Genomic DNA, 15,415 nt, shown 5'->3' with positions numbered 1-15,415 from the left:
ATTATTCAAAAAATCTGAAAAATTTTTGCTGAAAACCCTTGACAAATCCCCGTAGGGTACTGCTAATATAAATAACTGTGAAGCAATGGGGCGTCGCCAAGCGGTAAGGCAGCGGGTTTTGGTCCCGCCATTCAGAGGTTCGAATCCTTTCGCCCCAGTTAAAACGATTATACTGGAAGTCAGCCTTAAGCAATCCTTGCTTAAGGTTTTTTGATATTTCTCTATCTTAAATGTCGTGAGGTTGTCGAAGAGATTAGCCGTTAGACTAGAGGAAAAAAATCTTAATCAACATTCGGAATATCTCCTTGATTTTGCAAAAGTTTTTGAGTCATGGACGCTAATTTTTCTAAATTTTCTTCTAATTCCATCGCTCGTTGTTTTGCGGTTAATTTTCGTTTGAGAGCTTCCCGTGCTAAATCTTCCCGATTTCGTTTTAAGGCTTCTTTCGCAACTTTATTCCAAGAATTCATCTCATCTAAGGCTTGTTTATATTGAGGATGAACATCATCCCATGCGACTCGAATTTCCGCTAAAGCTTGATTTAAGAAATGATTGGCATCTTTTGGCGGTGTTCCCATGAACGCTTGTTTGAGAGGCTCCGATAAGGTATCAATATTAATAGAACGAAGTAGGGGAATAAAATTCTCCACCTGTTGACTTTTGCTCACCCCAGTTACACACCAAGTCGCAAAATGTTCACAATTATTAAACAGTAAATTATATTGTTGTTCTCCTAAGCGACTTTGAGCACGGTTGAGGACAGTATCAGGAATATAACGAATGGGATAGTGTCGCAGATAAATTTTTTTACCTTTGGAAAAGGTATCAATCGAAGTTCGTTGAATAATTTCACTCGGTTTGCGATAATGAATTACCGTTCCATCGCCACAATCAATGCCATGATGTTCATATAAACCCTCTAGGTTATAAAATTCTCGAAAAACATAGATTTGGTCGCCTCTTGCCATTAGATTGTTAATTTTATCTCCTCTCATCGTTTCTATTTTAACGGTTTTGAGGCGAACCTTTAGGGCAGTTATTTCACCGATGCTGGTTGAGGAAATTCATTACCTCTGTATCAACGAGGGGAGGCGAGAATAAATATCCTTGCCCAAATTCACAGCCGAGTTGTTTTAGAATTTCCACTTGATGGCTAGTTTCAATTCCTTCAGCAACGACTTCTAAACCTAAACTATGAGCTAAGTTAATAATAGTTTTGGCAATTTCAAAATCTTTGTTTCCTAATTGGATATTTTGGACAAAAGATCGATCTATTTTTAAGGTATCTACAGGTAACTGTTGCAAATAGCTTAAAGAAGAATACCCTGTTCCAAAATCATCAATTAATAGGCGAATTTTCAGATTTTTTAATTGCTCTAATAATTCCGTTGCCTGAGTAATATTCTCCATGAGATTACTTTCTGTAATTTCCAGCTTTAAGCTAAAGGGAGGAAGTTTTAAAGACAGCAAAATGTCTTCGACTTCCCCAATTAAATTGGGATTTCTAAGTTGAATTTCTGAAACATTCACACTCACATATAAATCAGGAAAGGCGGATTTCCATTCGAGTAAATGCTGACAAGCTTGGGATAAAACCCATTGCCCCATAGAGACAATAAATCCGGCTTTTTCTGCTAATTGAATTAACTGGGCTGGAGACACAAATCCCCGGTGAGGATGAGACCAACGAACTAAGGCTTCAAACCCGACAACTTCTTGGGTTTGAAGTGAAACAATCGGTTGATAATTTAAACTGAGTTGATGATGTTCAATGGCTTGTTGTAAATCGGCTTCTAATTGTAAATGTTCTGCCACAACTTTTGCCATGCTGGGTTCATAAAAAACCGTTGATCCTAATCCTTTTTGTTTCGCATAATACATCGCCGTATCGGCAGCTTGAAGATAATCTTCGGGGCGTTGGCTTTGGAATTGATCAAAAACAATCCCAATACTGGTGGGGGAGGAAATGCTAACACTATCTAAGACAAATGGACAATCTAACGCAGCATGAATTCGTTCTATTTTTTCATTTAAACTGTTAGAATTAGCAACATCAGGCAATAAAATTGCAAATTCATCAGTTCCCACTCTTGCCACGACATCTCTTGAACTTACACAAGTTATAAGTCGTTCAGCAACGGCGATTAACAGTTGTTCAGCTAATAAATGACCAAAGCCATATTTAATAGCTTTAAATCGATCAAGATCGAAGGATAAAACCGCAAAACTTTTTAAGTGTTTTTGAGGGTGTTGAATGGCAAATTTTAACCGTTCTAATAATAAACTGCGGTTCGCTAATCCGGTTAGTAAATCATTATAGGCATACCGTTCAAGCTGGGCTTTAGTTTGTAACCGTTCTGTTACATCTTGAGCTAAAATGACTTCAGCAAATTGCCCCTTCCAGTTTAACGTATGACCTGTAATTTCTACCGCCATTAAGGTTCCATCTTTTTTCAGATGTCGCCACAGTCCAATCCGATTCAGTCCAACCTGAATTTTAGATAAACTTTCTAATAGTCTAGGAATATCTTCTGAAGGTCGAATTTCAGTAATTTTCATTGAGAGAAATTCTGCCTCTGAATAGCCATAATATTGAATGGCAGCTTCATTAACCGCTAGAAATTTTAAGCTTTTTAAGTCATACACCCACATAGGTTGGGGATGAGCAAAAAATAAGGTTCGATACCGTCTTTCTGAGTCTTCTAATTGCTGAGTTCCTAAATGAACAAAGAAGTAAAGAAGCAGACTGGTAATTAATAGAAAAATTCCTCCTTTTAGAGTTTGAATCCAAGTCAAGAATTGAGGGCTAGGGATAATAAATGCTAGGAGTTGATCGGATAAAAGAATCCAAACACTACCGAGAAAGGCATAAAGAGTAGCGACTTGACGGGCTAGGTTTTTCGATAAAAAGTGATCACGTATCACTGCAAAAATACAGTCTGACGACTGTAGCGGGTTGAGATTTCCATGAATTAAAGTTTAAGCTAAATTGCTAAGTTTGCAGAAGGGTACTAAACGCGCTAAAGTCTTAAAGGTTAGTCTTGGCTTGCATTTTAGAAAATTATGAGCGTTTCTCCCAGTGCATCTTCTGCACCCACACAACCCGATCATTCCCTTCCCCCCAATGCAGACTATCGCCAGGTTGATCGGGAAAAGCTATCAGAAATGATGCAACGCTACATCGAAGTTAAAGAGCAATATCCCCATGCTTTATTATTATTTCGGGTGGGGGATTTCTTTGAGTGTTTTTTTCAAGATGCAATTACAATCGCGCAAGAATTGGAATTAGTTCAAACCACCAAACATGGAGGAAAAGAAATCGGGCGAGTTCCCATGACAGGTGTTCCCCATCATGCTGTTGAACGTTATGCGGCTTTACTATTAGAAAAAGGCTATGCCGTTACCATTTGTGATCAAGTGGAAGATGCAGAAATTGCGGCGCGAGAAAAGCGTCAGGTTCGTCGAGAAATTACCCGAATTTTAACCCCAGGAACCTTGACCGATGATGGAATGCTGAAAGGTCGCCAAAATAATTATTTAGCGGCGGTTGTCATGGCTGGAGACCATTGGGGGTTAGCTTATGCAGATGTTTCAACAGGAGAATTTTTAACAACACAATCGCAAAATTTAGAACAACTCACCCAAGAATTAATGCGGTTACAACCGTCGGAAATTTTAGTTCCGATTAATGCTCCAGATTTAGGAAAAATGTTGCGTCCAGGGGAAAAATCTGATCAGTTACCGGATTGTTTACCGACTTGTTTTTGTTATTCCTTTCGTTCCCAACTTCCGTTTAGTTTAAGTGAAGCTCGAAACAAACTTTTAGAAGAATTTCAAGTTCGATCTTTAGAAGGTTTAGGATGTGATCATTTACCTCTTGGTGTTCGGGCGGCAGGCGGATTATTAGACTATTTAGATGATACTCAACGGGAAAATCAAGTTCCTTTACAACGATTACGAACCTATACAATTACGGATTATTTAATTTTAGATTATCAAAGTCGTCGTAATTTAGAAATTACCCAAACCGTTCGAGATGGAACTTTGCATGGGTCTTTATTATGGGCATTAGATAAAACCAGTACGGCTATGGGAGGACGAGCGTTGCGACGTTGGTTATTACAACCGTTATTAGATATTCGCGGAATTCGAGCACGGCATGATACCATTCAAGAGTTAGTTGAAAATCATGAATTAAGATATCAGTTACAACAATTACTTCGCCAAATTTATGATTTAGAACGATTAACGGGACGGGCGGGAAATGGAACGGCTAACGCTAGAGATTTAGTGGCTTTAGCAGATTCTTTAGCCAAATTACCCGAATTATCAGTTTTAGCCAGTCAAGGTCATTCCCCCTATTTAAAATCCTTACAAACCGTTCCCCCAATTTTAGAAACCTTAGCCCATAAAATTCAATCTTATTTAGTCGAATCTCCTCCCCAACATTTAAAAGAAGGAGGCTTAATTCGGGCGGGAGTGGATGAACAGTTAGATGCAATGCGACTGTTAACAGAAGAGGATCAACAATGGTTAGCTAATTTAGAAGTTCAAGAACGGGAACGCACCGGAATTCAGACATTAAAGGTCGGGTTTAATAAAGCGTTTGGTTATTATATTAGTATTACTCGTTCTAAATTAGATCAAGCTCCTACAGATTATATTAGAAAGCAAACTTTAACCAATGAAGAACGCTTTATTACCCCGGAATTAAAGGAACGAGAAGCGAGAATATTAACGGCAAAAGACGATTTAAACCAACTAGAATACGAGATATTTGTGCGGTTAAGATCGGAAGTGGGAGAGCATTCAGAATTGATTCGGGATGTGTCCCGTGCTGTCGCTGCGGTTGATGTTTTATGCGGGTTGGCAGACATTGCCGTTTATCAAGGGTATTGTCGTCCCGAAATGGTTAATAGTCGAGAAATTAGAATTATTGAAGGGCGACATCCCGTTGTAGAAAAATCCTTACCTCCTGGGTTTTTTGTCCCCAATACTGCCCAATTAGGAAGGGTCGAGGAAGAGTCAGAAACATCAGGAATTCAACCTTATTCTTACCCGGATTTAATTATTTTAACGGGGCCCAATGCCAGTGGTAAAAGTTGTTATTTACGGCAAATTGGTTTAATTCAATTATTAGCTCAGGTGGGAAGTTTTGTTCCCGCTAAATCGGCTAAATTAGGAATCTGCGATCGCATTTTTACCCGCGTCGGGGCGGTGGATGATTTAGCAACAGGTCAATCAACCTTTATGGTAGAAATGAACGAAACAGCTAATATATTAAATCATGCAACTCCAAAATCCTTAGTTTTATTAGATGAAATTGGTCGAGGGACAGCCACCTTTGATGGATTATCCATTGCTTGGTCAGTGGCGGAATATTTAGCGACAGAAATTCGATCTCGAACTATTTTTGCTACCCATTATCATGAATTAAATGAATTAGCGTCGATTATTCCCAATGTAGCAAACTATCAAGTTACCGTCAAAGAATTACCCGATAAAATTATATTTTTACATCAAGTTCAACCCGGAGGTGCTGATAAATCTTATGGAATTGAAGCCGGACGGTTAGCCGGTTTACCGGATGTGGTGATTCAACGCGCTAAACAAGTGATGCGTCAAATTGAAAAACATAGTAAGATTGCCATTGGATTGAGGAAAGGAATTAAGAAACAGAATAAAAAGGAGGAGACTGGAGAACAGTTAGATATTTTTGAGGATTAATCTTCAGGAAAAATTGAGGAATAAGCTTGATTTTTATTCCCAAATTGGTTATCCTATCAATAGGGGTGCGAGTTATATGATTAACTGAACTAAAGGATAGAAACCCCATGAAAAAAATATTGGCAAGTTCTATTTCTGGATGGGCTGTTGTAGGGTTAATTTCAATAATATTGACCCAAGCTACACCTGCAAATACAGCCATTTCAGAGCGTCCAACGGCTTCTGAAACCTCTAATTCTTTGCAATTAGTACAAACTCCGATTGGATATTGTATCGTTGCTGATCCTACCGCAACCCCCTTAAACGTTCGACAAACACCCAATGGAAAAGTGATTGGAAGTCTCAAAAATGGAACCATTGTGGCGTTAGGAGTCACGGATGGAAGTGAAGGAGAAAAATGGACGAAAATTATTAAACCCTTAGAAGGTTATGTCTGGTCAGATTATTTAACCGATTGTAAATATTAAAGGTAAATTACTCAATCTACTAGAAGGGATAATTGAGTGAAGTTAGAGTGAAACATGATCTCTCAGTGAAGCAGCGAAGTTATGATTCGTTTTCAGAATGAGAGATTACCGTATAAAGCTTGAAGTGCGCCCTACTGGAATCGAACCAGTCTGAAGGCGAATTATGAGTTCGCTGCCTCCCCAATCGGCCAAGGGCGCTTCTTATTATAGAATAGCATATCTCCGGGCAAAATCGTTAATTCTGATTGTGATTGTGCCAAAATTCAGAGTCGGCTGTGTAGGTGATAGCATATCCTCAAGGCATTAGCCGTTAAAATAGCGAGTTACATCATATTAAAATCTTGAGATGGGACTAAATTCAACTGTTGTTCTAACTGTCGTGCTACTGACCATGATGTTTGGTGCTGGCTTTACCAGTGCGGTTTGGGGTTATGGTTTGGGGCGTTCTGCGTTGAAAGAAATTACACAACCGGATGTGCGACCTAATAGTTTAACCAATAAAAAGAAAAATTCCACCCGTCAAGATGGGGTGATTTTGCTGCAAGAAAAAGATATCTTGGCAACGGTCAAAAAACGCATGGAAGGGAAGGATGTAGAAGTCGCTAGTGCATCGAATAAAACGCCTAACAAATCAACTTCTGCTAAAGTGAACAAACCCAAAACTGAAAATCCGACAACTTCTGCGCCCAATAATAAATCAGTATTTCCTATTGTGAGTCGCGATGGTGGCGTGAGTTTAGAAGTGGTCGAAGCCACTCGGAAAGGGAATTCATTGATTTTAGAGGTTAACCTGAAAAATGAAGGTCAACAGTCTGTCCGTTTTCTCTATAGTTTCTTAAATGTTAACGATGATAAAGGTCGAGCTTTGAGTGCTAGTGTTGAAGAATTACCGGGTCAATTACCGCCCAATCGTAAAGTTTATTCAGGAACCGTTACCATTCCAACTGCATTAGTGGAAAATTCTAAAGAATTAACCCTGAATTTAACCGATTATCCTGACCAAAAAATGCAGTTACAAATGTCAGGAATTCCAGTGGCTCAATAGAGTTCTGGTTTTTCTGCAAAGGTGATTCATTCATGACTCTGACCACTCAAGATTTACTGGGGCGATTGTTCTCAGTGCTACTTTTAATTACCATTAATGCCTTTTTTGTAACGGCTGAATTCTCAATGGTTTCGGTGAGGCGATCGCGAATTAACCAATTGGTTGATGAAGGAGATTCTCCCGCCAGAAGCGTTCAGCAATTACAACGGCGCATTGATTTATTTCTGTCTACGACTCAGTTAGGAATTACCCTTTCAAGTTTGGCGTTAGGATGGATTGGAGAAGCAACGGTAGCAATGACGTTCAAGGATATTTTAACGCCTTTACCTCTTCCTGATACCTTCCATGATGCCATTGCTCATTCCTTGGTGATTCCCATTTTTGCCTTTTTCTTAATTGCTTATTTACAAATTGTTTTAGGAGAACTTTATCCCAAGTCTTTAGCGTTAGTTTATCCTGAACAATTATCTCGGTTTTTAGCTCCTCCGAGTTTAGCCATTGCTCGTTTTTTTAAACCGTTTGTTTGGAGTTTAAATCAATCTACTCGTTGGTTATTGCAACTCTCTGGGGTTCAGTTTAGCGGACAACCTTACACAAGAGTTACCCCGGAAGAATTGCAATTAATTATTACGACTTCCAGTGAGTCTATTGGGTTAGAAGCGGAGGAACGACAATTATTAAATAATGTCTTTGAATTTGGGGATGTGGTGGCGGAAGAAATCATGGTTCCCCGTACCAGTATTATTGCCATTCCCAATGATGCCACGTTTCAACTGTTATTAAATGAAATGGCTAATTCTAATCATTCTCGCTATCCAATTATGGGAGAATCTTTAGATGATATTTTAGGAACCATTGATTTTCGAGATTTAGCGAAACCTTTAGGGGATGGGGTTTTCTCTCAAAATAGTTTAATTAGACCTTGGGTGCGTCCGGCGCGATTTGTTCCTGAACAAATGCCGTTGAATGAGTTATTATCTTTAATGCAACGCTCACAGTTACAATTAGTGATTGTTGTGGATGAATTTGGCGGGACAGCAGGATTAGTTACGATTCAAGATTTAATTGCTGAAATTATTGGTGATCGTTCTGAACTCACGCAAGCAGAGGATATCACCCTTCAATTTGTTGATGAACAAACGTTTTTAGTACAAGCTCAATTAGACTTAGAAGAACTGAATGAACGTTTAGATTTAGACTTACCTTTAACAGAAGAATATCAAACGTTAGGAGGATTTTTAATTTATCAACTGCAAAAAATTCCCACCGTTGGTGAAACCTTCCGTTATCATCATTTAGAGTTTACTGTTCTTTCAACTGATGGCCCACGTTTAGATCAAATTGAAATTAAAATGTTAGAACCAGAAACCTCAACAGAAACCCCACCAGAAACCATCAGTTCCCCAGAGATGGAAGCTCCTCAAAATCTCTCAGAAGTTGCTGACAATTCTGAAGAAGAATGATCATTATATTTTTCCTGGTTTCGTTAATTTCGGTGATTATTAATATGCCGAATTCTAGCTCCCGCCCATTGTAATTTTTCCCTTAAAGTTTGATAAAACGAATAATTTTCCCGCAAAATAATAAATTTTGCCTCGCAATTTGCCAGGGAAACATCCACTCGTTGACCGGGCCAAATTGAAGTCGCTAATACACCATCCATCCAAAGTTTTGTATCATGTTCCGGGTCGGCTAACGGCCAAACACTAACAACAGAACCCGGAGGTAAAACAATGGGACGACTGGATAAACTTAAGGGACAAATGGGAGTCACGGTAATGGCAGCCATTCCAGGGTGTAAAATCGGCCCTCCGGCGGAGGTATTGTAACAAGTCGAACCGCTTGGGGTTCCCACTATTAAACCATCTCCTTGATATTGATCGACGATTTCTCCATCCACTTCCATCTCTAAAAATGATGTAGGCATTCGATAGGCAGAAGCGGGTTTAATGCACATTTCATTTAAGGCTAAAAAGCGATCGCTAACGGGTTCTAAATTGTTTCGATTTCCTTCATAAATCGTTGCTTGTAACATCATCCGACTTTGCACGGCATAGCGTTCTTCAAATAATCGATCAATCACGTTTTCGGTATTTTCAACATCTTCAAAATACTCAGTTAAAAATCCTAAATGTCCCCCAATATTAGCGGCTAAAATCGGAATACCTTCAGGGGCTAAATGTCGGGCGGCGGCTAAGGCGGTTCCATCGCCTCCTAATATAATGGCTAAATCGATGGGAAGGCTACTAGAAGCGAGAAAAACAGGATAGGGGTTATCTTTTGCTCCACTTGGCCCCATTAACACATAACATCCCTGCTTTTCTAAATATTTAGCATATTGTTCCGCCCAGCGTTGACTTAACGGATCTCTAGCTTTATGTGCGATAATCACCTGTTTAATTTCCACGACGCTATCCTATTCTTACTCACAGTCTTGTTATTATTATCCCTGATCGATTACCAAATTTGGATAAATTGATTACACTGGATTGATAAAGCTTAAATTAAGTTATGGTTCAACTCAAATCTGCCGAGATTATTGATCCAGAAAGTGACGGGAAACCAACGGCTGATCATACTAAACAATTCCGTTGGATTGTTGTAATTGAACAGAATTTAGAACAACTTTATGCTCATGATCCCAATGTATTTGTAGCTGGAGATTTATTTTGGTATCCCGTTGAAGGACGAAATACAATTATGCAAGCACCGGATGTAATGATTGCTTTGGGTACACCCAAAGGCGATCGCCCATACTATCAACAATGGCAAGAAGGAGGGATTGCTCCTCAAGTTGTCTTTGAAATTCTTTCTCCTTGTAATTCCCCAACAGATATGGACAAAAAATTATTATTTTATGACCGTTATGGGGTAGAAGAATATTATATTTATCACCCCGATACGAATCTATCTCAAGAATAGAAGAGTAGAAACCGAGTTTATGAATCAACCCGGTTTCTAAGAGCGAGAACGGGGCCAAGGAATAGATGGGTTAGCAATAATTTCTCTCGATACTAAACTCGCTCCGTAACGGTTTAAATGGCTGGGATCAGCAAAATATTGATATTGAGTTAATGCCTTTTCCGATAAATCAATAAAAATAAAACCATACTCTTGAGATAACTGTTGCATTTGTTGTTGAAATTCCACTTCAGCCGACCAGCGAGTCCCATCTAAATAATCATCGGTAAGAGGTAAATTGACAAACACTAATTGAATATTATTAGAGCGAGTAAAGGCAACAACGGAATCCAACGCCCTGGCTTGTTTTCCTCCTAAATTAAACGCTCGATAATCTCCATCATAAGTTCCTGAAACATAAGGTTTTTGTTGATAATAAGTCTTAGGATTAAATCGACTCGATAATGGTAAAAATCCATTGGCTTCAATGGCATCTAAAGAAACCAGATTTGCAGAAATTTTCAATTCTGAAGGACGATAAAATAAATTCTGATAAGAAGGTTCGCCAGGTTGATCAGTTGGGATAAAATTAGACATCTCAAACTGAAATTTAGGCGAGTTTTGTTCTTTACATGAGCCCGGTAATTGATAACATTTAGTTTGAGAACTCGGTTCATTTTTTGCCAATTGGGGACGAATTCCGGCGGCTATTTTTTGATGACCTTGAGAGGCGATAATGGCATCATAAGTTCGATCAATTCGACCACTATTAAACGCTCGAACTCCATCAGCCCAAATGATTAATTTAGGCAGTTGTTCAGGAGTTAAAACTTTTCTTAAAATATAATCAACAACTTGCGCGGTTGCCCCATTTACCCCAAAATTAAAAATCTTTAAATTTTGATATCCTTTACGGGCTAATCCTTGCTGCATTTGGGCCGGATCTACACCTTGTAATGCGCGAGAACTGCCAACAATTAAAATATCAGGTGTGCCAACGGTACTCAAATAAGATAAATATAATTGTAATTGTTGATCTAAGGGTTCGCTATCAAAACTCGGAAATTGAGCAACGGAACCGGAACGTGCCGCCTGTTGTTGAGAATAAGTTAAATAGCGCATATATTCAATTACTTTTTTCTCAGCAAATGCACGTTTAGGACTATTCCCAGGAACTGCTTGCATCCACGCCACCGCTTGTAACCATAACCGAGCGACTTCATCCCATTCTGATTGAGATTTAGCCGTTTGAGCTAAATTAGCAGCTTGTAAAGCAAATTTTGTTGATTCATCTAAAGGATTTCCTTGAATACAAGTTTGACCTTTAGCAATGATTTGCTCCGAAGATTTTTCTGGATTTAACGTTTGATTTTTGTCTACTTTCTCCTGATTAGGAAACACAGAAGCTGCGATCGCTGTTTTAGAGCTAACGGCAGGTTGAGAAGAGATTTTCAACCCTGAACATCCAGTTGTTAAGATGAGAAGAGGAACTGTAGCGATTACTAAAGGATTCTTACGGGTTGATCGAATCAACAAATTTAATAGAGACAATAGGCTCATAGCAATTGTTAGCTTGATGTAAATGACTGAGGTTAATCGGGATTCCTATTTTATTATTATAGAGTAATTTAACTTCTGATTAAACCTTGGCTTCAATCATTCCCTCCGCTTCATGAACAACGGCTCTTAACTGTTCAATGAGGGTTTGACTCGCCGTTTGCCAAAATTGGCGTTGATGGGCTTCTAATAATCGTTCTGCCATATCTCGTAACGCCCAAGGATTTTTTTCTTGAATAAACTGTTGTACATTTTTATCCAAAATATAAGCATTTGCAACTCCTTCATACATAAAATCCTCCACACAATTCGCGGTCACATCATAAGCAAATAAATAATCAACGGTTGCTGATAGTTCAAATGCTCCTTTATAGCCATGTCGCATCACGCCAGCGATCCATTTGGGATTAATGACACGGGAACGATAAACTTTAGCAATTTCTTCTTTTAAAAGTTTCACTTTTGGGTTTTCGGGAATGGCATGATCGCCAAAATAAGTTTGAGGATTTTTCCCCGTTAACGTTCTAACGGCAACGGTCATTCCCCCTTGAAATTGATAATAATCATCAGAATCTAATAAATCATGTTCTCGGTTATCTTGGTTATGGAGAACAATTTGCATCTTTTCTAATCGATTTTGAAAGGCTTCAGAGGCAGAAATTCCCTGTTGATACCCAGAATTTGCACAGGTATAAGCGTAACTACTCCAGTTAATATAAGCCGTTGCTAAATCTTGATCATCTTGCCAATTTTGCGACTCAATTAACCCTTGTAAACCGGCTCCATAAGCACCGGGTTTAGACCCAAAAATTCTCAAGCGCGATCGCAAATTTGCTTGTTCTATTGTTAACCCTTCTTTAATCCAAAATTGTGTTTCCTGTTGAACTTGTGCCGCCAATGGGTTTTGATCTTCCGCTTCATCTAAATTAGAAATAGCAACCACTGCTTGATCAAATAAATCAATTAAATTAGGAAACGCATCTCTAAAAAAACCAGAAATTCTTAAGGTGACATCCACACGGGGACGACCTAAAATTGAAATCGGTAAGATTTCAAAATCAATTACTCGTCGAGAAGGATAATCCCAAACCGGTTTTACACCTAATAATGCTAAGGCTTCGGCGATATCATCTCCCCCAGTTCGCATGGTTGAAGTACCCCAAACGGATAACCCTAATGTGCGCGGATATTCTCCATTTTCTTGAGTATAACGTTCAATTAATGCGGTGGCGGCTAATTCCCCAACTTTCCAAGCGGTTTCTGTTGGGATGGCTCGAATATCAACGGAATAAAAATTGCGTCCTGTGGGTAAAACATCAGGTTTTCCCCTAGTAGGAGCACCGGATGCACCACTGGGAATAAATTGACCATCTAAACCTTTTAATAAATTAGTAATTTCTTCAGAAGTTTTTAATAAATTCGGTAATAATTTGGTCTGAATCCAGTTTAATTCCTGTTGAATGAATTTTCCTTGATTATTAAAATCTGGCATTTTTTCAATTAATTTAATTCCATATTCTTCAATCACAGCCACCCCGTCGCCAACGGTTCGACAGAATTGATTATTAATTTTTTGATTAATCATTTCCCCATAATCTGAGGTTAACGGATCAAATTCTAATTGCCAATCTTCTGCTATTGCGCGAGTTAATCCTAATCGTTTAGAATCAGGATGACGAGCGATCGCAATGATTAAATCCCTTAATTGTTCACCTTGGGGACATTGCCCAAAAATATGTAATCCATCTCGAATTTGTGCTTCTTTTAATTCACATAAGTATCGATCCAATTCATTAAAAATGGTATTTTTATCTGGATTGATCGCTTTTTTATTAAATTTAGGTAAACCTAATTCTTCCTCTAAATTTTCATGTTTAATTAATTGAATTATTCTTTCTGAAATTAACAATAACCGCGATGGGTCTAAACTTTGCGCTTCATAATATTCATCCATTAACCCTTCTAATTGTTGTAATGATCCATATAGTTCTGCACGGGTTAACGGCGGTGTTAAATGGTCTAAAATTACCGCTTGAGCGCGACGTTTGGCTTGGGTTCCTTCCCCTGGATCATTAACAATAAAGGGGTAAAAATTCGGCAATGCACCTAACGCAATTTCAGGATAACAATTTTCTGATAATCCTACACTTTTTCCGGGTAGCCATTCCAAATTCCCATGTTTTCCTAAATGAATAATGGCATCGGCTTTAAATTGATATCGTAACCAATAATAAAAGGCTAAATAATCGGGTGTGGGTTCTAAATCGGGTGCATGATAATTTAAACTCGGATCAAGATCATATCCCCTGGAGGGTTGGATACCAATAAAAATATTATTCAGTTGAATTCCTGAAATCCCAAACCCTTGAGAAATCTTTTGTTTTTCGTTATAATAATTCTGCCATCGGTCATGAATTGCCGTTTGAACCGATAACGGTAACACTGAAAAATACTGTTGATAGTCTTCAAAAGATAAGCTTTGATAAACAGACCGTAACTCCCGTCCTTCAGGATCATTTGTTACACTAGAGGTTAATTGATCAATTAATTGTTCTCCGGTTTCAGGATAATTTTCTAAAGCATATCCCGCATTTTTTAACGCTTGTAAAATTTTAACACAACTGGCTGGAGTATCTAAACCCACCCCATTTGCTAACCGTCCATCTCGACAAGGATAGTTTGCTAAAATAATCGCAATACGTCGTTTTGCTGGAGGTTTCTGTTTTAAATTAATCCAATTTTTCGCTAATTCGGCTACCAATTTAATCCGATTTTTAACCGCAACATATCGGACAACATTGGTTTCTAAAGTTGGGTTCCAATTTTCCACCGCTTTAAAAGAAATCACTCGACTAATAATCCGTCCATCTACTTCTGGTAAAGCAACATTCATGGCAATATCTCTAGGGGAAAGTCCCATAAAATTATTCTGCCATTGTTCTAATGTTCCCCCGCTTAAAATCACTTGTAAAACCGGAATATTTAATGTAAATAATGGCGGTTGACTGTCATCTTCAGAAATAGAAGAAATCGAGAAACTGGTGGTATTAATTAATAATTGAGGTGTTGTATTCTTAAAATAGGTTAAAACTTCCGTTTGAAGATCAGGATCTCGCAGCGAAGAAACGAAAATCGGAATGGGTTCTAAGTTATATTGAACTAAGGCTTGACAGAGGGAATCAATCGGATCTAAATTACCAGATAGGTAATGAGCGCGATAGAATATAATTCCAACACGAGCAATATAATTCTCACGTTTTAAATTAGAATTCCATTGATAATAACCCACTTTAGGAATAGTAACAGGAGGAACAATGGAATAATTTTTATTAAAAATATAATTCCCAATTAATAATAATGCTTGCGTAAAATTATCAACGCCTCCTTCGGTTAAATATCGCCAAACTTGATTAACAATTGATAACGATACCGTTGAATGACTGATTAAATCCGGGTCAGGACGATCATCACCAGGGAGAATAATTAATTGTACTTTAGTTTTAGCAACAATTTCCTGTAAAACTTCTAACCCATACGACCAATAAGAACGTCCTCCTAATAATCTTAAAATAATGATTTGTGCTTTTTCTAAAATTGTTTCTGCATAGGTATCAATGGTTAATTGTTGTTGTAATTGTAATAAATTCGTAACTCGCAAACCAGGAAAATCAGAGGGAAGTTTAGACCCCAGAGATGCTAAGGTTTGAATATCCGTATC

The 15,415-nt window shown here is 38.3% G+C and carries 9 protein-coding genes, 2 tRNA genes and 1 pseudogene; 6 read left to right on the top strand and 6 right to left on the bottom strand.

All coding sequences use genetic code 11. The features are described from left to right. Positions 1–86: 86 nt before the first annotated feature. Positions 87–158: transfer RNA gene (locus tag ACKPEB_RS17815), tRNA-Gln, on the top strand. Between the two features lie 123 nt (positions 159–281). On the opposite strand, the gene ACKPEB_RS17810 is transcribed toward ACKPEB_RS17815, so the two are convergent. Together ACKPEB_RS17810 and ACKPEB_RS17805 are read right to left on the bottom strand one after the other, a co-directional pair. Then, entirely contained in the window at positions 282–995 is a 714-nt protein-coding gene (locus ACKPEB_RS17810; protein WP_408966307.1) for a lecithin retinol acyltransferase family protein, read from the bottom strand. A gap of 46 nt (positions 996–1,041) precedes the next feature. Then, the gene (locus ACKPEB_RS17805) at positions 1,042–2,925 is read right to left on the bottom strand and encodes a putative bifunctional diguanylate cyclase/phosphodiesterase (RefSeq protein WP_408966306.1); all 1,884 of its coding nucleotides are present in this window, start codon (positions 2,923–2,925) and stop codon (positions 1,042–1,044) included. Positions 2,926–3,063: 138 nt separating this feature from the next. Here ACKPEB_RS17805 and mutS point away from each other — a divergent pair, with 138 nt between their 5' ends. Continuing rightward, complete coding sequence (gene mutS, locus ACKPEB_RS17800; protein WP_408966305.1) at positions 3,064–5,727, top strand: DNA mismatch repair protein MutS; 2,664 nt, start codon at positions 3,064–3,066, stop codon at positions 5,725–5,727. Positions 5,728–5,834: 107 nt separating this feature from the next. Further along, a complete protein-coding gene (locus ACKPEB_RS17795; protein WP_408966304.1) occupies positions 5,835–6,194 on the top strand; it encodes an SH3 domain-containing protein in 360 nt (119 codons plus the stop codon). 125 nt (positions 6,195–6,319) lie between these two features. Here the strand turns inward: ACKPEB_RS17795 and ACKPEB_RS17790 are convergent. Beyond that, positions 6,320–6,392 (bottom strand) — tRNA-Met (locus ACKPEB_RS17790). Between the two features lie 193 nt (positions 6,393–6,585). On the opposite strand from ACKPEB_RS17790, the gene ACKPEB_RS17785 reads away from it, so the two are divergent. Together ACKPEB_RS17785 and ACKPEB_RS17780 are read left to right on the top strand one after the other, a co-directional pair. Next, the gene (locus ACKPEB_RS17785) at positions 6,586–7,239 is read left to right on the top strand and encodes a hypothetical protein (RefSeq protein ID WP_408966303.1); all 654 of its coding nucleotides are present in this window, start codon (positions 6,586–6,588) and stop codon (positions 7,237–7,239) included. Positions 7,240–7,271: 32 nt separating this feature from the next. Then, positions 7,272–8,702: a hemolysin family protein gene (locus ACKPEB_RS17780; RefSeq protein WP_408966302.1), complete on the top strand. Its 1,431-nt coding sequence runs from the start codon at positions 7,272–7,274 to the stop codon at positions 8,700–8,702. A gap of 23 nt (positions 8,703–8,725) precedes the next feature. Here the strand turns inward: ACKPEB_RS17780 and ACKPEB_RS17775 are convergent, their stop codons facing one another. Next, a complete protein-coding gene (locus tag ACKPEB_RS17775) occupies positions 8,726–9,646 on the bottom strand; it encodes an NAD(+) kinase (RefSeq protein ID WP_408966301.1) in 921 nt (306 codons plus the stop codon). Between the two features lie 104 nt (positions 9,647–9,750). On the opposite strand from ACKPEB_RS17775, the pseudogene ACKPEB_RS17770 reads away from it, so the two are divergent. After that, positions 9,751–10,146 (top strand): annotated as a pseudogene (locus ACKPEB_RS17770) (Uma2 family endonuclease); the annotation flags it as partial. Between the two features lie 51 nt (positions 10,147–10,197). Here the strand turns inward: ACKPEB_RS17770 and ACKPEB_RS17765 are convergent. Both ACKPEB_RS17765 and cobN read right to left on the bottom strand, forming a co-directional pair. Next, a complete protein-coding gene (locus tag ACKPEB_RS17765; protein ID WP_408966300.1) occupies positions 10,198–11,595 on the bottom strand; it encodes a hypothetical protein in 1,398 nt (465 codons plus the stop codon). Positions 11,596–11,779: 184 nt separating this feature from the next. Further along, positions 11,780–15,415, bottom strand: a 3,636-nt coding sequence (cobN, locus tag ACKPEB_RS17760; protein ID WP_408966299.1) for a cobaltochelatase subunit CobN, incomplete at its 5' end; no start/stop codon positions are given.

It is taken from the genome of Planktothrix sp. (assembly GCF_046067725.1).
Lineage (GTDB): Bacteria > Cyanobacteriota > Cyanobacteriia > Cyanobacteriales > Microcoleaceae > Planktothrix.
This window is presented reverse-complemented; position numbering and strand designations above follow the sequence as displayed.

What these genes read in the sequence shown, in the direction of transcription:
- ACKPEB_RS17810 (WP_408966307.1), bottom strand. Translation starts at nt 995, where the DNA reads ATGAGAGGAGATAAAATTAACAATCTAATGGCAAGAGGCGACCAAATC.
- mutS (WP_408966305.1), top strand. Translation starts at nt 3,064, where the DNA reads ATGAGCGTTTCTCCCAGTGCATCTTCTGCACCCACACAACCCGATCAT.
- ACKPEB_RS17795 (WP_408966304.1), top strand. Translation starts at nt 5,835, where the DNA reads ATGAAAAAAATATTGGCAAGTTCTATTTCTGGATGGGCTGTTGTAGGG.
- ACKPEB_RS17785 (WP_408966303.1), top strand. Translation starts at nt 6,586, where the DNA reads ATGATGTTTGGTGCTGGCTTTACCAGTGCGGTTTGGGGTTATGGTTTG.
- ACKPEB_RS17780 (WP_408966302.1), top strand. Translation starts at nt 7,272, where the DNA reads ATGACTCTGACCACTCAAGATTTACTGGGGCGATTGTTCTCAGTGCTA.